This is a genomic window from Arthrobacter sp. TJ-240, from assembly GCF_058269195.1.
On sequence record NZ_JBZCNG010000001.1, the window covers coordinates 613,719 to 629,834 of the forward strand.

At 68.1% G+C, this 16,116-nt stretch carries 18 protein-coding genes and 1 pseudogene; 14 read left to right on the forward strand and 5 right to left on the reverse strand.

All coding sequences use genetic code 11. The annotated features are described in order from the left end of the window. The first annotated feature begins 162 nt into the window (after positions 1-162). From AC4D2C_RS02930 to dnaB, 6 genes and pseudogenes are all read left to right on the forward strand, one after another. Positions 163-1,446 (forward strand): M18 family aminopeptidase, encoded by a 1,284-nt coding sequence (locus AC4D2C_RS02930; protein ID WP_490912442.1) that lies wholly within the window; start codon positions 163-165, stop codon positions 1,444-1,446. 159 nt (positions 1,447-1,605) lie between these two features. Continuing rightward, a complete protein-coding gene (gene rpsF / locus AC4D2C_RS02935; protein ID WP_104051914.1) occupies positions 1,606-1,911 on the forward strand; it encodes a 30S ribosomal protein S6 in 306 nt (101 codons plus the stop codon). A 60-nt stretch (positions 1,912-1,971) separates the two neighbouring features. Continuing rightward, positions 1,972-2,526 (forward strand): annotated as a pseudogene (locus AC4D2C_RS02940) (single-stranded DNA-binding protein); the annotation flags it as partial. 235 nt (positions 2,527-2,761) lie between these two features. Further along, complete coding sequence (gene rpsR / locus AC4D2C_RS02945) at positions 2,762-3,001, forward strand: 30S ribosomal protein S18 (protein WP_005273147.1); 240 nt, start codon at positions 2,762-2,764, stop codon at positions 2,999-3,001. A 15-nt stretch (positions 3,002-3,016) separates the two neighbouring features. Continuing rightward, positions 3,017-3,466, forward strand: a complete 450-nt coding sequence (rplI, locus tag AC4D2C_RS02950; protein ID WP_490905094.1) for a 50S ribosomal protein L9 — start codon at positions 3,017-3,019, stop codon at positions 3,464-3,466. A 706-nt stretch (positions 3,467-4,172) separates the two neighbouring features. Further along, positions 4,173-5,549: a replicative DNA helicase gene (gene dnaB, locus AC4D2C_RS02955; protein ID WP_104051917.1), complete on the forward strand. Its 1,377-nt coding sequence runs from the start codon at positions 4,173-4,175 to the stop codon at positions 5,547-5,549. On the opposite strand, the gene AC4D2C_RS02960 is transcribed toward dnaB, so the two are convergent. Then, positions 5,546-5,968 carry a MarR family winged helix-turn-helix transcriptional regulator gene (locus tag AC4D2C_RS02960; RefSeq protein ID WP_258062610.1) on the reverse strand — a complete coding sequence of 141 codons (423 nt, stop codon included), beginning with the start codon at positions 5,966-5,968 and terminating at the stop codon, positions 5,546-5,548. The genes dnaB and AC4D2C_RS02960 overlap by 4 nt on opposite strands. A gap of 221 nt (positions 5,969-6,189) precedes the next feature. Then, entirely contained in the window at positions 6,190-7,089 is a 900-nt protein-coding gene (locus AC4D2C_RS02965) for a DUF2382 domain-containing protein (protein ID WP_490912444.1), read from the reverse strand. Positions 7,090-7,497: 408 nt separating this feature from the next. Between AC4D2C_RS02965 and AC4D2C_RS02970 the strand changes: the two genes are divergently transcribed. Both AC4D2C_RS02970 and AC4D2C_RS02975 read left to right on the forward strand, forming a co-directional pair. Next, the gene (locus AC4D2C_RS02970; protein WP_490912446.1) at positions 7,498-7,875 is read left to right on the forward strand and encodes a hypothetical protein; all 378 of its coding nucleotides are present in this window, start codon (positions 7,498-7,500) and stop codon (positions 7,873-7,875) included. Beyond that, positions 7,844-8,455 (forward strand): cysteine hydrolase family protein, encoded by a 612-nt coding sequence (locus AC4D2C_RS02975; RefSeq protein ID WP_490912448.1) that lies wholly within the window; start codon positions 7,844-7,846, stop codon positions 8,453-8,455. Before AC4D2C_RS02970 ends, AC4D2C_RS02975 begins: the two co-directional genes overlap by 32 nt. 108 nt (positions 8,456-8,563) lie before the next feature. Here AC4D2C_RS02975 and AC4D2C_RS02980 read toward each other — a convergent pair whose 3' ends face one another. The 3 genes from AC4D2C_RS02980 to AC4D2C_RS02990 are packed head-to-tail and all read right to left on the reverse strand — an operon-like array spanning position 8,564 to position 10,550. Next, positions 8,564-9,259, reverse strand: a complete 696-nt coding sequence (locus tag AC4D2C_RS02980; RefSeq protein WP_490912450.1) for a DUF3618 domain-containing protein — start codon at positions 9,257-9,259, stop codon at positions 8,564-8,566. Beyond that, complete coding sequence (locus AC4D2C_RS02985; RefSeq protein WP_490912452.1) at positions 9,256-9,723, reverse strand: phage holin family protein; 468 nt, start codon at positions 9,721-9,723, stop codon at positions 9,256-9,258. Before AC4D2C_RS02985 ends, AC4D2C_RS02980 begins: the two co-directional genes overlap by 4 nt. Continuing rightward, positions 9,723-10,550, reverse strand: coding sequence for a hypothetical protein (locus AC4D2C_RS02990; RefSeq protein WP_490912453.1), 828 nt, complete (start codon positions 10,548-10,550; stop codon positions 9,723-9,725). Before AC4D2C_RS02990 ends, AC4D2C_RS02985 begins: the two co-directional genes overlap by 1 nt. 279 nt (positions 10,551-10,829) lie before the next feature. On the opposite strand from AC4D2C_RS02990, the gene AC4D2C_RS02995 reads away from it, so the two are divergent. The 6 genes from AC4D2C_RS02995 (at position 10,830) to AC4D2C_RS03020 (ending at position 16,088) form a co-directional block, all read left to right on the forward strand. Then, a complete protein-coding gene (locus AC4D2C_RS02995; protein ID WP_490905103.1) occupies positions 10,830-11,711 on the forward strand; it encodes a manganese catalase in 882 nt (293 codons plus the stop codon). A gap of 31 nt (positions 11,712-11,742) precedes the next feature. Further along, positions 11,743-12,204 (forward strand): DUF4383 domain-containing protein, encoded by a 462-nt coding sequence (locus AC4D2C_RS03000; RefSeq protein ID WP_490912455.1) that lies wholly within the window; start codon positions 11,743-11,745, stop codon positions 12,202-12,204. Between the two features lie 206 nt (positions 12,205-12,410). Continuing rightward, positions 12,411-13,445 (forward strand): iron-containing redox enzyme family protein, encoded by a 1,035-nt coding sequence (locus tag AC4D2C_RS03005; RefSeq protein ID WP_490912457.1) that lies wholly within the window; start codon positions 12,411-12,413, stop codon positions 13,443-13,445. Next, entirely contained in the window at positions 13,442-13,708 is a 267-nt protein-coding gene (locus tag AC4D2C_RS03010) for a CDGSH iron-sulfur domain-containing protein (RefSeq protein WP_490912458.1), read from the forward strand. The genes AC4D2C_RS03005 and AC4D2C_RS03010 overlap by 4 nt, the downstream gene beginning before the upstream one ends. A 36-nt stretch (positions 13,709-13,744) precedes the next feature. Further along, a complete protein-coding gene (locus tag AC4D2C_RS03015; protein ID WP_490912460.1) occupies positions 13,745-14,500 on the forward strand; it encodes a LamB/YcsF family protein in 756 nt (251 codons plus the stop codon). Then, positions 14,487-16,088: a 5-oxoprolinase subunit B/C family protein gene (locus AC4D2C_RS03020; RefSeq protein ID WP_490912462.1), complete on the forward strand. Its 1,602-nt coding sequence runs from the start codon at positions 14,487-14,489 to the stop codon at positions 16,086-16,088. Before AC4D2C_RS03015 ends, AC4D2C_RS03020 begins: the two co-directional genes overlap by 14 nt. Positions 16,089-16,116: the final 28 nt, after the last annotated feature.

Here is a 16,116-nt window from a genome sequence, read left to right on the forward strand (position 1 = left end):
TGGTATCCACTCTGATCGCCGAAGCTAAACCGCAGCCCGCGTTTCCCGCGCATCCTCGGCGAAGGAAATCCGAAGACCGCACCGAGACCGAAGAAGAGGCGAAGTGGAACCGAAGCGAGGGCGTCCCGGCGGCTCCCCGTGCGTTTCTGGTTGAATCGGAGGATGACCTCAGCCCCCGCGCACATCCAGGACCTCGGCGCCTACGTCGCGGCATCCCCGTCGAGCTTCCACGCCGTCAGGGAGGGCGGACGACGCCTGGCGGCCGCCGGTTTCCGCGAGCTGGCGGAGCAGGACGCCTGGGAGGGCGGCGCCGGCCGGTACTTCGTCATCCGCGACGGCGCACTCATCGCCTGGACGGTCCCGGCGGGTGCAGGTCCCACCACCGGGTTCCACATCCTCGGCGCCCACACCGATTCGCCGTCGTTCAAGCTCAAGCCCCGCCCCACCACGGGGAAGTACGGCTGGCTGCAGGCCGGCGTCGAGGTGTACGGCGGACCCCTCCTGAACTCCTGGTTGGACCGCGAGCTCGCGCTCGCCGGCCGGCTGACCCTGCGGGACGGCAGCGAGCACCTGGTCGCCACGGGGCCATTGCTGCGCTTCCCCCAACTGGCCATCCACCTCGATCGCGCCGTCAACGACGGCCTGAGCCTCGACAAGCAGCGCCACATGAACCCGGTGTGGGGTCTCGGTGATCCGGCGGACGCGGACCTCCTCGGGCTCCTCGCCGGTAGCGCCGGTATCGACCCGCGGGAGGTCGGTGGATTCGACGTCGTCGTCGCCGATACACAGGAACCGCGCGTCTTCGGCGCGCAGGGTGAGTTCTTCGCCTCCGGCAGGCTCGACAACCTCTCCTCGGTGCACGCCGGCCTCACGGCGATCGTCGCCGCAGCGTCGGACGAGAGGGCGGACGGCCCGATCGCGGTGCTCGCGGCGTTCGACCACGAGGAGGTGGGCAGCGGGTCCCGCTCCGGTGCGAGCGGACCGTTCCTCGAGGATCTGCTGCTGCGCGTCTCGCTCGGCCTCGGTGCGGGGACCGAGGAGCGTCTGCGCGCGCTGGCATCGTCGTTCTGCGTGTCCGCGGATGCCGGGCACGCAGTGCACCCCAACTACGCGGAGCGGCACGACCCGGCGAACCTGCCCGTCCTCAACGGTGGGCCGCTCCTGAAGATCAACGCCAACCAGCGGTACACCACGGACGCGCCCGGCGCCGCCTTCTGGGCCGAGCTGTGCCGTGCGAGCGGTGTGCCCTATCAGGAGTTCGTGTCCAACAACGTCATGCCCTGCGGGTCCACCATCGGGCCGCTCACGGCCACGAGGCTCGGCATCCGCACGGTCGACGTCGGAACCCCCCTGCTGTCGATGCACTCGGCGCGTGAACTCTGCGGGGTCGACGATCCGGGGCACCTCGCCACGGCCACCACCACGTTCTTCCGCGGCAGCCTGTAGGGCGGGAATTCGCCCCTGCGGGATCGTCCGGTAGCATTGGTACGTCTGTGCCAGAGCCCGTCGGCGGTAAATACCGCGGACGGCGGCCGGACCAACGCTAAAGAACCTCCTGTTGCGGAAAGACCGCGACCGCTCAGCCCAGAGGAGGTGGGTTCACACATGCGTGCATATGAATTGATGGTAATCATCGACCCCGATGTCGAGGAACGCTCCATCGACCCGACACTCGAGAAGTTCCTCAATGTCGTCCGCAACGGCGGCGGCACTGTGGACAAGGTGGATATCTGGGGACGCCGGCGCCTCGCGTACGAGATCCAGAAGAAGACCGAGGGCATCTACGCCGTCGTCAACTTCACCGCCACCCCGGCCGTTGCCTCCGAGCTCGACCGCCTGCTGAGCCTCAACGAGACGATCATGCGCACCAAGATCATCCGCCCCGAGGAGCAGAAGGTTTCCGCCGAGTAGTCTCGGCAGATCCCTCATCCATCCATCCCGCTCCGGCGGGCAGGAACTCAAGGAGGCACCATGGCAGGCGAAACAGTCATCACGGTGATCGGCAACCTCACCAACGACCCCGAACTGCGGTTCACGCCGTCCGGGTCGGCGGTCGCCAATTTCACCATCGCGTCCACTCCTCGCACCTTCGATCGCCAGTCCAACGACTGGAAGGACGGCGAGACGCTGTTCCTCCGCGCGTCGGTATGGCGTGAGGCCGCAGAGAACGTGGCCGAGACCCTGACCAAGGGAACCCGCGTGGTTGCCCAGGGCCGGCTCAAGTCACGTTCGTACGACACCAAAGAGGGCGAGAAGCGCACCGTCATGGAGCTCGAGGTGGACGAAATCGGTCCGTCCCTGCGCTATGCGTCCGCGAAGGTCACCCGTACCCAGCGCTCCGGCGGCGGGAACAGCGGCGGCTTCGGCGGCAACTCCGGTGGCAACCAGGGCGGCGGCTTCGGCGGCAACTCCGGTGGCAACCAGGGCGGCGGCTTCGGCGGCGGCCAGCAGTCCAACCAGCCCGCGGACGACCCCTGGGGCGCGCCCTCGGGTGGCAACTCGCAGGGCTGGGGCAACGGCGCCGACTNGGCGGCTTCGGCGGCGGCCAGCAGTCCAACCAGCCCGCGGACGACCCCTGGGGCGCGCCCTCGGGTGGCAACTCGCAGGGCTGGGGCAACGGCGCCGACTCCGAGCCTCCCTTCTAGTATTCCCAGGCAGCGCGGTCCCGTTCCCGGAACCCCTGCCGCAGTCGCGCAAGCGACTGGCATCTCCCATCCCGCAGAATCGTTCTGCGGGCTCCAAGAGTAAAAGGAGCACCACGATGGCTAAGGCTGAACTCCGTAAGCCCAAACCAAAGTCCAACCCCCTGAAGGCCGCTGACGTCACCGTCATCGACTACAAGGACGTAGCCCTGCTGCGTAAGTTCATTTCCGATCGCGGAAAGATCCGTGCCCGTCGCGTCACCGGTGTGACCGTGCAGGAGCAGCGCAAGATCGCCCAGGCAATCAAGAACGCCCGCGAAGTCGCACTGCTGCCGTACTCCGGCGCCGGCCGCGGCTAGGGAAAGGGACACACAATGTCGAAGCTCATTCTGACCCAGGAAGTCACCGGACTCGGTGCTGCAGGCGACGTCGTCGAGGTGAAGAACGGTTACGCACGTAACTACCTTCTGCCCCGCGGTTTCGCCCTGACGTGGAGCAAGGGTGGCGAGAAGCAGGTCGAGTCGATCAAGGCTGCCCGCTCCGCCCGCGAGCACGCGTCGCTCGAGGACGCCCAGCGCCAGGCGGCCGCCCTGTCGGCCAAGCCCGTCACCTTGACCGTGAAGGCAGGTGGCTCCGGCCGCCTGTTCGGCACCGTCAAGGCCGACGACGTGGCCAAGGCCGTCGAGGCCGCCGGTCTCGGCAAGATCGACAAGCGCAAGGTCGAACTCCCGGCCCACATCAAGTCGGTCGGCTCGTACCAGGCCAACGTCCGTCTCCACGAGGACGTCGCAGCAGTCATCGACCTGGACGTCGTCGCAGGCTAGAGAAGCCAGCGGTCCCGGAGTCGCGAAGCGACTACGGGACCGACGCCGGCCGGCACGACCGGCCGGCGTCACCGGGTCCATCAGGAAGCCCCCGCCATCGGCGGGGGCTTCCTGCGTTGGGGACCGGCCGCAGTTGCCCTCCGGTCCTTGTCCCGACCCCACATGACCCCGGAGGTATACAGCCCGGAAGGCATGCCCTGCGGGGACTTCTGGGTCCACGGGCGTCCTGGAGAGGAGTGCCTTGCAGTTCATACGCCCTCGTCCGGGGTGCGTGTGATCAGGCATGCGTCGACAGGACACGTGGCAGCGCGGGCATATGGTCCTGCGGGTGTCCGTCGCGGCGCCATACCGGGAGTTGTCAACAGCGGCCCTGTGGACGGAGCGGCGAGGAAAATAGTTTTGATCCACACCCCGGGGATAACGTTTGCGCAGGTCAGACGCCGTTTCGCTGAAAAGAAAAAGCACTGTCCACAGGGTTGTCCCCATCCTGTGCACAAGATACGGCCTGCAATCCACAGCATCCTCCCACTTACCCACACCCCCTGTTGGGTTGGCGCTTTGCCGCCTCCGGTCGGGGGGCTACCGTTGCCGGAGATTCCCAATAGTGAGGGCGCCGGATGATAGGCCTGTCCTGTCAGACCAGCCCCGGGAATCCGGTGGTCCGCTCTGGCGGATACCGCTTCAGCAGCAGGAGAGAGGCCCTTCAGTGTCCCTGGCACATGCAGATTCATCGACGGACACACGTAGCCCGGAGTTCTCACGCACGCCTCCGCAGGATCTTGTAGCGGAGCAGTCGGTGCTCGGGGGGATGATGCTCTCGAAGGACGCCATCGCAGACTGCGTCGAGGTCCTCCGCGGGCTCGACTTCTACCGCCCGGCCCACGAGAGCATCTACGAGGCGATCATCGACCTCTACGGCCGCGGTGAGCCGGCGGATGCCGTGACCGTGTCGGACGAGCTGACCAAGCGCGGCGAGATCTCGCGCATCGGTGGCCCCGCCTACCTCCACACGCTCATCCAGTCCGTGCCCACGGCCGCCAATGCGGGTTTCTACGCGGAGATCGTGCGCGAGCGCGCCGTCCTCCGCCGCCTGGTGGACGCCGGCACAAAGATCGTCCAGCTCGGCTACTCCAATGACGGCGAGGTGGACGACCTCGTCAACGCGGCTCAGGCCGAGGTGTACGCCGTCGCCGAGCGCCGCACCGCCGAGGACTACGTCGCCCTGAAGGACATCATCGAGGGGACCGTCGACGAGATCGAGTCCGCGGGTCACCGCGGAGAGGGTATGACGGGCGTGCCCACGGGCTTCTACGAACTCGATGAACTGACCCAGGGGCTGCACGGCGGTCAGATGATCGTCGTGGCCGCGCGTCCCGCCATGGGAAAGTCCACCTTCGCGCTCGACTGGGCGCGTTCGGCTGCCATCAAGCACAACATGGCGACGGTGTTCTTCTCCCTCGAGATGGGACGCAACGAGATCGCCATGCGCCTGCTCTCGGCCGAGGCGACCATCGGTCTCCAGGACCTGCGCAAGGGCACCATCAAGGACGAGCAGTGGGGCAAGATCGCCACCACGATGGGTCGCATGAACGACGCGCCCCTGTTCATCGACGACAGCCCGAACATGTCGCTCATGGAGATCCGGGCGAAGTGCCGGCGACTGAAGCAGCGGCACGACCTCAAGCTCGTGGTGCTGGACTACCTGCAGCTGATGTCCTCCGGCAAGCGCGTGGAGTCCCGCCAGCAGGAGGTGTCGGAGTTCTCACGGGCGCTCAAGCTGCTGGCGAAGGAACTCAACGTCCCCGTCGTCGCTCTGTCCCAGCTCAACCGAGGATCCGAGCAGAGGACCGACAAGCGGCCCCAGGTCTCGGACCTCCGCGAGTCCGGTTCGATCGAGCAGGACGCCGACATGGTGATCCTGCTGCACCGTGACGACGTCTACGACAAGGAGTCCGCACGCGCCGGCGAGGCTGACGTCATCGTGGCGAAGCACCGTAATGGCCCCACGAAGACCCTGGTGGTCGGATTCCAGGGCCACTACTCGCGCTTCAACAACATGGCCGCAGACGGCGGCGGCTACTAGTCCTTCTTCGGACCCAGTTCGTTGATGACGGTCTTGAGGCGGTCTCGCAGATCTTCGGATGCGAGGCCGTCCTCGGCCATCAATTCGTTCTCGATGTTCTTCGCCCGCTCCAGGGCCTTCAGCCCGGCCGAGGTGATGGTGATCCGCTGACTGCGGCGGTCTGCGGTGTTGCGGAGGCGCGTCACCAGGCCGCGCTTCTCGAGGCGGTCCAGGGTGCGTCCCACGGTCTGCGCCTGCACGTGGACGAGTTGCGCCAGGCGGACACCCGTCAGGGTTCCCTCCCGCTCCAGCACTCCCAGTGTGGTCAGTCCCGCGTGTGTTATGCCGATGCCCAGGAGTTTCTCGTTCCATGAGTGCTCGACGATGCGGGCCGCGGTCGTGAGCAGGCGGCTGGTCGACCAATCGTTCAACTCCGGCACGATGGCGTGTCCTTCCCCTTGGTTCTTACGCGGTGAATTCCCTTGCTGACTACTTACTGTAGACAACTTTGCCCGAAATAGACAGCATGCTTATTATCGCTTCGGGAGGCCCTGGTTCCTTCGGGCTCGTGCCTAGCGGACCTGGCCGATCGGGAACGGATCGGGAAGGCGAGGAGGGCCCGGAGCGCAGCTCCGGGCCCTCCTCACAGTGCGGGTACTACTCAGCGGTTCTTGCCGTGACGGGTGTCATCCGCGCCCTCGACTTCGATCTCTTCCTTGCGGACTTCGCCGCTGACCGTCTCGTTGGTGGTGACGGTCTCCTTGTCGAGGCGCACGCGCTCGACGGGAACGGCTTCCTTCTCGACGACGGGGCGCTCGGCGTGGAGGACGACTTCGTGCTCCTCCTCGCTGATGGCCGGTCCGTCGTACGCGTCGCCGCGGTTGGCCTCCGTGATGGGCTCGCGCTCCACGCGGACTTCCTCACGGCTGACGGGAACGCTCTGGGTGACGTTCTCGGTCACGACGTACTTGCGCAGGCGTGCGCGGCCGGCTTCGCGTCGCTCGGTGCCGACGCGGAGCTGCTCCTCCGAGCGGGTCATCGCATCGTCGGTCGTGGGACCGGACGTGTCGTGGCCCACGGTGTTGCGGCCCGTGCTGGTATCGGTGTCCGAGTAGGTGCTCGTCGTGTCGTCGACGCCGGTGTGACGACCGGAGTGCGTGTCGATGTCCACGTCGCGGTCACCGTGACCGACAGTGCCGGTGGTACCCGTGGTCGTCGTCGTGTCGGTGTAGCCGCTGGTGCCGCCACCGATCTCGTAGTGACGGTAGAGGCGGTCCTCTTCCTCGGGGCTCAGGTTGCCGTCGGACTCGACCCGGGGGGCGTCCTTCACCTGGTGCTTCGAGTAGGGTACGCGGACGTCATGGCCTTCGACGTCTGCACCCTGCAGCGGGACGAACGACTCGGACGTGCCGAACAGGCCCGTCTTGGCCGTGACCCAGCTGGGCTCGCCCGTCTGGTCGTCCAGGTAGACCTGGCCGATCGAGCCGATCTTCTCGCCATCCGAACCGAGGACGTTGCCGCCGTTACCGAGCAGGGTATCGATATGTTCCTGAGTGATCATTTCCTTCTCCTTCTGAGCAATCTCGTTCGAGGGTATGGAATTCTCGGCTGTAGGTTCCGTCAGGGCCGAAGCCCGTGCGAACCACCGGCCTCTAGAGTAAGCACACTTAGTAGTTAATTGGAAGCAGGCTTAGCGTCCGGGTGGCCGATCCACGCCGCGCAGGGGGCCGTCGTCTGCCGGTCCCACGCGGTTTTTCGTGCCGACGTCCGCTTCCGTATGATGGCAAGAAGGTCCAGCCACCGGCCGAACATCCTCGAATCGAGCCAGTGCATGGGTCCCATGCGGAGCAGTCTCCCCAAGACGCCCGGCACCGCCGGGCGCCGTCGCACCGAGCTCGTCGGGCGTCGGGCGGAGCGGTTCCTCCGGACCAGCGGCCGGCCGGTTCGCCGAGCCCCTGAAAGGGCAACCATGCACACTGAACGGCACCCGCACCTCAACGCTGTCCTGATCGCCGCAGCGGATCTCGAGGACGCCGAATTCCACCGCGACAGGCTCGCCCTGGCCTGCGGTGCGGCGATCCAACAGGCCCTCGCCAGCGGCTTCACGTACCCACAGATCGCCCAGGCTGCGAATATGACCGAGTTGGAGGTACGCCGCCACGCCGAGGTGCCGTCCGTCGGACCGGAGGTCCCCGTGGACTTCGTGGCCCTCGCGACGCCGTCCTTGGCTGCGCACCCCTCCCTCTCCTTCACGCCGTCGCTCACGGACGGGACAGTTCCGCACCAGGATCACCGGCTGATCGACCTGTCCGGGCGTGCCTCTCGTGACCCCGATGCTGCGCTCTGATGCTGCTTCGGGTCCGGCCGGACCCGAGGGCGTGGCGGCCCTGCTGATCATCGACATGCAGAACGCCTTCTTCGAGGACGAGAAGCTCGCCCGTGTGCAGCATTCGCTCGTCGGGGCGTGCAACAGCCTGATCGACGCGGCACGCCGAGGCGATGCGCCCGTCATCGTGGCGCGCACCGAGCACCTCAGAGACCGCTCCACGTGGACCCTGTCCATGCTCGACGACGACCAGGGCTTCATCTTCAAGGGCTCCCACCAGGCCGACATCGTGCACGGCCTGCGCGTGGAGGGGCTGGAGACCGTGACGAAGACCCGCGACAGCGCGTTCTTCGGCACGCACCTCGCCGAACGCCTCCGGACCCTGGGCGTGGAGCGGCTCGTCCTGGCGGGGGTGTCCACGCACAACTGCGTGGCGCACACCGGCGCGGACGCCTTCGCCCACGACTTCCGTGTCAGTTATGCACTCGATGCGATCGGCAGCACCAACGACCAGTACGCCGAAGCCATGCTCGAGATCCTGTCGGTCGAATACCGGCAGGCCATCGTCGGACAGGCGGAGGCCGAGGCGCTCCTCGGCTGACCGGCCGCGACCAGGGCGAGCGTATGGCGCATGCCGCAGGCTCGTCGCTGCGGAACGGCGGAAGGCCACCGGCGATCAGCCGGTGGCCTTCCGTTCGGATCGAAGGGGTCAGCTCTGCTGGACGGTCGACTTCGCGTCCTGCGCGCTGCCCTTGACGTCACTGGCAGCCTGCTGGCCCTCACCCTTGACGGTCTGGACCGAGTCGGCGGCGGACTCCTTGACGGACTGCACGGCCTCCTGCACGGGCTCCCGGACATCCTCGACGACCTGCTTGGCCGCCTCGGTCACCTTGTCCTTCAACGGAGCGGCCTGCTCCTTGAGCTGCGATGCTGCCTGCTGCTCCTTCTCGCTGGCCGGGATGATGCTGGCGACGAGCAGGCCGAGCCCGAAGGCGATGAGGCCTGCGGCCAGCGGGTTGCCTGCAGCCTTGCTGCTCAGCTGGCGGGGTGCGCCCTGGACGACCTGCCCGGCATGGTGCGCCTTGTCCTTCGCGGAGCCACCGACGGACTGGGCACTGCCCACTCCGCTGCCGATCCCGCTTCCGGCCTTGTCCTTGACGTGTCCGGCCTTGTCCGTGACCGTGTCCTTCACGTCCTCGGCCTTGCCGAGCACGGAATCCTTGACGTCCTCGGCCTTGCCCATGACGGTCTCCTTCACGTTGCTGAAGCTGTGCTTGACCTTCTCGGTCTGGCGATGCGCGATGTTCGCCGGGTTCACTTTGTCCGCCACGGCGTCGACATCGGTCCCCAGCTCCTGGCGGGTGCGTTCGATATCTGCGCGGATCTCGTCTGGTGTCTGGCTCATTGTGTCTGCTCACCTGGTTTCAGTGTCGGCGGAATCTCTTTGACGGTCTCCGCTGTCTGGGGGAGACCCTTGACCTTCTTGATTTCCTTCTTGCCCTGCAGTGCGAGCACCGCGGCGATGATGCCCCAGATGACGGCCACGATGACCGCGGCCCAGCCGAGGGGCATGAGTGCCCCGAGTCCCCACATCAGTGCGAGGGACAGGAACAGGAGGACGAAGTGACCGCCGACCGCGGCGCCGGCGAACATGCCCGCGCCCTTTCCGGCGTTCTTCGCCGATTCGGTCGCCTCGGCCTTCGCCAGGGCCACCTCCTGGCGCATGAGCTTGGAGAGGTCCTTGGTCACCTCCCCGAGGAGTTCGCCCACCGAAGCGTTGGCGGAGCGCTGCTCCGCCTCCGACGGCGGGGGTGCGGCGGCCTGGTGGGCGCCGCCCTGGTGGGCACCGCCAACGTATGCCTCACTCATCAGCGCAGGCTCCCGTCATTCGGCAGGGTGCCTACGGGAGGGGTTCCGGGCGGGATGGTGGGGTAGTCGTCCGTGGGGTCGACGAAGGCCGGGCTGGACTCGGCGACGTGCTGTCCGCGCGTGGTGTCGCCGAAACCGGCGGTTGCAGGGGTGCCACTGTAGGCATCGGAGTCCACTTCGGTGTAGCCCGGGTAGGCGCCGGTCGTAGTGCCGGTCGAGGCGGAGCCCTGACCGCCCGAGGTGCTGTCCGTGCGGTTGCCAGTCAGGCCGCGGGTCAGGCGGCCGACGACGAGGCCGGTGCCGGCGGCGATGGCGAGGAAGGTACCGGGCTTGCGACGGGCGAAAGCCTTGACGTCCTCGAGGATGTCGGCGGCGTCACGGCCTTCGAGCCAGCTCGCGGCGGTGTCGGTGCGCTGCGAGGCCTGCTGCACCACGCTGGAGACCATGTGGTTGTCCGACTTCTCGGCCATGGACTTCAGCTCGTTCGCGATCCCACGGATGCCCTCGGTGACCTTCTGCTGCTGCGTACCGGCCTGGCTCTTGACCTCGGAGGTCACCGTACCGAGCAGGTTCTTGGCCTGCGAGCCGGCCTCCGCGGCCACTGTCTTCGCCTCGGCGGCGGCGGTGCCTGCCACGTTCTTGGCCGCTTCCTTGCCCTCCTGGCCGACCTGCTTGGCCTGATCCTTGGCGACGGACTTCTTCGAGTCGTCGGAGCCGGAGTTGCCGCCGGTGGTGCCGAGCTCGGTTGCGCCGAGGTTCGACGTGGACGACTCGTTGCCGGTCGTGGAGGGAACCAGGGGATCCTGCGGCCAATTCTGCGTAGTCATGGTCTTCCTAACGTTGATATTGCCGTAATGCCGACCATCCACGGTGTGGATCGGTACGATGGTCCGCATCTCGTGCTGGATCTGTCACTGAAGCTAAGCATGCTTACCTTCCTTCGTGCAAGCCCTTTCTCCAGATTCCGCAACTTCTAAATAAGTAGACTTAGTATCTTCCGAAAATCCTAGGGGCGCCTCTACGGTCGAAACAAGAGGACCGCTCGCGGCCGCTTCCAGAAGGAGCGGGCCAAGCCCGGGTGGCCCCTACGTGGGGAGGTTTCATCCGTGTTTTTCCACAAGCAGGAGCTCCAGTACAAGTCCACGCCCGACAAGCCGGACGCGATCTACGCGCGGAAGCTGCAGGAGGTCCTCGGCGGCCAGTACGGCGAGATCACTGTGGCCCTGCAGTACAGTTTCCAGGCCTGGAACGCCCACATCCCCGGTAAGTACCGCGATCTGCTCTTCGGGATCGGAGCCGAGGAGATGGGGCACGTCGAGATGCTCGCGACGATGATCGCGCAGCTGCTCGAAAAGGCACCCCTGGGTATCACCGAGGATTCCATCCAGGCCGATCCCGCCGTCGCGGCCGTCATCGGCGGCACCGACATGCAGCAGGCCATTGTCGCCGGAGCGGGTGCTCGTGCCGCCGACAGCAACGGCAATCCCTGGCAGGGCAGCTATATCACCGCCAGCGGCAATCTGCTCGCCGACTTCACGGCCAACGCCAATGCGGAGATGCAGGGACGGCTCCAGGTGGCGCGGCTCTACCACATGACGGACGACCACGGGGTCCGGGACATGCTGTCCTTCCTCCTGGCCAGGGACACCATGCACCAGAACCAGTGGATTGCCGCCGCGCGGGAGCTCCAGGAATCGAAGATGGAGGAACTGCCGGTGCCTAGCAACTTCCCGATCAAGAAAGAGGCGCGGGAGGTTTCCTACCAGTACCTCAACTTCTCCGACGGCAAGCACGCGTCCGAGGGCAGTTGGGCGTCGGGTCCCACCCCGGACGGCAAGGGCGAGTTCACCTACCACGAGGGCCCGACCACGTCGGCACCCATGAACCCCCCGACGCACCCCGATTCACGCTTCTACGGCACCACTGAGATCCCGAACACCGTCGAGAAGATGGCCGGCACAGTGCAGGACAAACTGAACCGCGAATAACCGTTCGCAACCCGAAGAAAAGGAGACCCTGATGACAAATACGAACGACCGGACCAGGGCCGGCGGCCGGACCACCCTGCAGCGCGCCGCACAGGCGATGGGGATCGTGTTCCTGCTCGTCGGCATCCTGGGGTTCATCCCGGGCATCACCTCGAACTACGGAACCATGCAGTTCGCCGGCCATGAGTCGAACGCGCTGCTGCTCGGGATCTTCCAGGTCTCGATCCTGCACAACATCGTCCACCTCCTGTTCGGTGTCGCCGGTCTCGCCATGGCGAAGACCGTCTCCGGCTCGAGGAACTACCTGCTGGGCGGCGGCATCATCTACGCCGTCCTGTGGATCTACGGGCTCGTCATCGGGCAGGACTCGGCGGCCAACTTCGTCCCGGTGAACACCGCGGACAACTGGCTGCACTTCGTCCTGGCCGTCGCCATGATCGGGCTCGCACTCGCCCTGAGCCGCGGCGCCCGGGACAGGACGGCGCGTACCTAGACGCGGCGCCCGTGGCAGCGGGTGGCACGACGCTCCCGGATCCGCCGTCCGGGAGCAGGACCATCGACGCCGGATCGGCGGCACCCGTGGTGCCGCGGGTCCGGCGTCGTCGCGTCCGTCCTGTGCTGCGCGCCACGTCGGAGGAGGGAAGTAGGCTTGGTATCGATGCCCGGCCCAGCGGGTCAACCCGACAGAAGAGGTCCTCGATGAAGCAACCCTCACCCCGCGGCGAAGCCAGCGCCCTGCTCCTGGCGGTCATCGCCGGCACCGTGGAATCAGGGCAGGAAGCCCTCTCGCGCCTCGAGGCCGTGGTCGAGGACGGTCTGGCCCGGACCCCGGACATCCTGCACGACGACGACCTCCAGCTCGCGCTCTTCTGCCTGTACGAGCTGCACTACAGCGGCATCGACGGGGCGGCCGACGAGTGGGAGTGGAATCTCCAGCTGCTGGGCGTACGGCAGCGCATCGAGGCGGCCTTCGAGGCCCGGGTCCGTGCCTCGGTGGTCGTCGGCGCGCTGCCCGAGGCCACGAGCGAGGCGGTCTGCGCCGAACTGTTCCGCATGACCGGCGAGGACTCCGGTCCCAGTATGTCCCGCTTCGTGGCGAAGACCGCGTCGCACGACCAGCTGCGTGAGTTCCTCGTCCACAAGTCCATCTCCCAGCTCCGGGAAGCGGACCCGCACACGTGGGCCATCCCCCGGCTGGCAGGGCGGGCGAAGGCCGCGCTGGTGGAGATCCAGGCCGACGAGTACGGCAACGGCCTGCTGGCGCGCATGCACTCGTCCCTCTTCGCCCGCACCATGCGCGAACTGGGCATGGACGACGCCTACGGCGCCTACCTCGACGCCACGCCGGCCATCACGCTGGCGAGCAACAATCTCATGTCCCTCTTCGGGCTCAACCGCCGTCTGCGGGGTGCGATCGTGGGGCATCTCGCCGCCTACGAGATGACGTCCTCGCAGCCCAACCGGCTGTACTCCCGCGGCTTCACGCGGCACGGGTACGGTGACGCCGCCACCGCGTACTTCGACGAGCACGTCGAGGCCGACGCCGTGCACGAGCAGATCGCGGGCCGCGACATGGCGGGCGGGTTGGTCGAGTCCGACCCCGAGCTCCTGCCGGACGTGCTGTTCGGTGCTGCGGCGGCTCTCGCTGTGGACTCGCTCATGACGGTGCGGATCATGGCCGCCTGGGAGGAGGGCCGCTCCTCCCTGCGCCCCTCCGAGGTGATGGCCTCATGAGCGACGGAACCGGGAGCGGGGCGCGGGAGCCGGGCGGTCCCCCGGCGCACGCGCTGAACTCGGGTGCCGGCACGCCGGCGTCCGTCGTCGCGTGCCCCAATGGTCCGCTGCTGATCCGCGGGGACTTCGAACTGATCGGGGCCGACGGCAACGAACTGCCCCGCACGCGCCGTACGGTGGCGCTCTGCCGCTGCGGGGCATCCGTCCTGAAACCGTACTGCGACGGTTCGCACAAGCTCACCGGGTTCCGCTCGGACCCTTGAGGACAGCGCGACGGAGGGCGGCAGGATGGAGACCGTGTGGCGATCGACCTGAACAGCGACGTGGGGGAGTCCTTCGGCAACTGGACGTTCGGCGACGACGCGGGCATCATCGCGTCGGTCTCCAGCGCCAATGTGGCCTGCGGGTTCCACGCGGGAGACCCGACCGGCATCCGCGCCACCTGCGCTGCTGCCGCTGCCGCCGGCGTCACCGTGGGCGCGCACCCCGGCTATCGCGACCTCGCGGGGTTCGGTCGGCGGTTCATCGATGTCGACCCGGGCGAACTGACCGACGACGTCGTGTACCAGATCGGCGCGCTGCAGGCGCTGGCACGTGCGGCCGGCACCTCGGTGCAGTACGTGAAGCCCCACGGCGCGCTCTACAACACGATCGCGGTCCACGAGCGCCAGGCGCGCGCGGTGGTGCGGGCGGTCCGCGAGGTCGATGACGCGTTGCCCCTGCTGGTCCTTCCCGGGACCGTCATCGAGGCGGAGGCCCGCGCCGCAGGGCTCCGCACGGTGGTGGAGGCCTTCGCCGACCGCGCGTACCGGCCCGACGGCGCCCTGGTGCCGCGGCGCGAGCCGGGCGCCGTGCTGCACGCGGAGTCCGACGTCGTCGAGCATGTGCTGCGCATCGCGACCGACGGCGAGGTGGTGGCGGTCGACGGGTCGCGCATCCGGATCGCCGCCGAGAGCATCTGCGTCCATGGGGACACGCCGGGGGCTGTAGCGATGGCCGCGGCGGTGCGCCAGGCACTCGCCTCCGCCGGCGTGGACGTCGGTGCCTTCGCCTAGCGCCGCCGGTCCCGGCGGTGCGGGCCCGGGCGGCGTCTCCCTGCGACCCGTCGGCGATCGTGCCCTGCTCGCCGAGCTGCCCGGCCTGCCCGAGGTGCTGAGCGTGCAGGCCCAGTTGCGGGATCGCCCCGTCGAAGGACAGGTGGACGTGGTGCCCGCGGCCAGGACGGTCCTCGTCACGGTCGAGGACGCCCGGCACGTCGCCGCCCTTGCCGATCGGCTCCGGACGATCGACCTGACCCTGACCGCCGGGCAGGACGGCACACTCGTCACCATCGAGGTGCAGTACGACGGTGACGACCTGGCCGGCGTCGCCTCCAGGACGGGGTTGAGCGAGGAGGCCGTCGTCACGGCCCACACGACAACCCCGTGGGTGGCTGCCTTCGGGGGCTTCGCGCCCGGCTTCGCCTACCTCACCGGGGGTGACGCACGCCTCGAGGTACCCCGGCGGGATTCGCCCCGCACGGCCGTCCCTGCCGGGTCCGTGGCGCTCGCGGGGGAGTTCTCGGCGGTCTACCCGCGGGAGTCACCCGGGGGGTGGCAGCTGATCGGACGCACGGACGCCGTCCTGTGGGACATCCACCGGACCGAGCCCGCCCTCATCCTTCCCGGCACCAGGGTGCGGTTCAGCGCGGTGCGCGAGTTCGTCGAGGTACGCTCGGGCGTTGCTCCCGGGTCGTGCCGCCCGGCATCGTCCCGTCAGGGCACGACGCCTGCGCCGGTGCCCTCCGGGCTGACCATCGTGCACCCCGGGCTCTACAGCGCGCTCCAGGATCTCGGCAGGCCCGGTCTCATGGCCCTCGGCGTCGCGGAGGCCGGTGCGCTCGACCGCGCCGCCCTCCGGCAGGCCAACAGGCTGGTGGGCAACGCCGCCGGATGCGCCGTGATCGAGAGCGTCCATGGTGGACTCGTGCTGGAGGCGGGCGAGGACCAGGTGCTGGCTGTGACGGGTGCCGACGTCGGTCTGACCATCTCCCTGCCCGACGAGGAGGAGCGCGAGCCTGCCCTGTGCGCCTCGTTCCTCCTGCGCGCCGGCGAGGTGCTGCGACAGTCGCCCCCGGTGTCGGGGCTGCGGACCTACACGGCCGTACGCGGAGGCTTCGAGGCCGAGGAGGTGCTGGGCAGCCGGTCCACCGATTCGATGTCGGGGCTCGGGCCACCCGCTCTCAGGACAGGCACGCCCCTGGCGGTGGGAAGGCCGGCCGCGGGGTCGGCGGTCGGGAACCCCGAGGAGCCGAGACGGGCCGGTGACCCCGAGGTGCTGCGCGTGATTCCCGGGCCCCGCGAGGACTGGTTCGACGACGGGCTGGTGCGCCTGTGCGCGACGGACTGGACGATCACGGCACAGTCCAACAGGATCGGGCTGCGGCTCGACGGCCCTGCACTGGCGCGGACCCGGGGAGGGGAGCTGCCGAGCGAGGGCACGGTCCGCGGCGCCCTGCAGGTGCCGCCGTCGGGCCTGCCGGTGCTGTTCCTCGCCGATCACCCCGTCACGGGCGGCTATCCGGTCATCGCCGTCGTGGTCACCGCGGACCTCGACCGTGCGGCGCAGCTCGCGCCTGGATCCGAGGTGCGCTTCCGGACCTGATCCGACCCGGACCCGGTCGGACCCAGCG

What these genes read in the sequence shown, in the direction of transcription:
- AC4D2C_RS02930 (WP_490912442.1), top strand. Translation starts at nt 163, where the DNA reads ATGACCTCAGCCCCCGCGCACATCCAGGACCTCGGCGCCTACGTCGCG.
- rpsF (WP_104051914.1), top strand. Translation starts at nt 1,606, where the DNA reads ATGCGTGCATATGAATTGATGGTAATCATCGACCCCGATGTCGAGGAA.
- rpsR (WP_005273147.1), top strand. Translation starts at nt 2,762, where the DNA reads ATGGCTAAGGCTGAACTCCGTAAGCCCAAACCAAAGTCCAACCCCCTG.
- rplI (WP_490905094.1), top strand. Translation starts at nt 3,017, where the DNA reads ATGTCGAAGCTCATTCTGACCCAGGAAGTCACCGGACTCGGTGCTGCA.
- AC4D2C_RS02965 (WP_490912444.1), bottom strand. Translation starts at nt 7,089, where the DNA reads ATGATCACTCAGGAACATATCGATACCCTGCTCGGTAACGGCGGCAAC.
- AC4D2C_RS02970 (WP_490912446.1), top strand. Translation starts at nt 7,498, where the DNA reads ATGCACACTGAACGGCACCCGCACCTCAACGCTGTCCTGATCGCCGCA.
- AC4D2C_RS02980 (WP_490912450.1), bottom strand. Translation starts at nt 9,259, where the DNA reads ATGAGCCAGACACCAGACGAGATCCGCGCAGATATCGAACGCACCCGC.
- AC4D2C_RS02985 (WP_490912452.1), bottom strand. Translation starts at nt 9,723, where the DNA reads ATGAGTGAGGCATACGTTGGCGGTGCCCACCAGGGCGGCGCCCACCAG.
- AC4D2C_RS02990 (WP_490912453.1), bottom strand. Translation starts at nt 10,550, where the DNA reads ATGACTACGCAGAATTGGCCGCAGGATCCCCTGGTTCCCTCCACGACC.
- AC4D2C_RS03000 (WP_490912455.1), top strand. Translation starts at nt 11,743, where the DNA reads ATGACAAATACGAACGACCGGACCAGGGCCGGCGGCCGGACCACCCTG.
- AC4D2C_RS03005 (WP_490912457.1), top strand. Translation starts at nt 12,411, where the DNA reads ATGAAGCAACCCTCACCCCGCGGCGAAGCCAGCGCCCTGCTCCTGGCG.
- AC4D2C_RS03010 (WP_490912458.1), top strand. Translation starts at nt 13,442, where the DNA reads ATGAGCGACGGAACCGGGAGCGGGGCGCGGGAGCCGGGCGGTCCCCCG.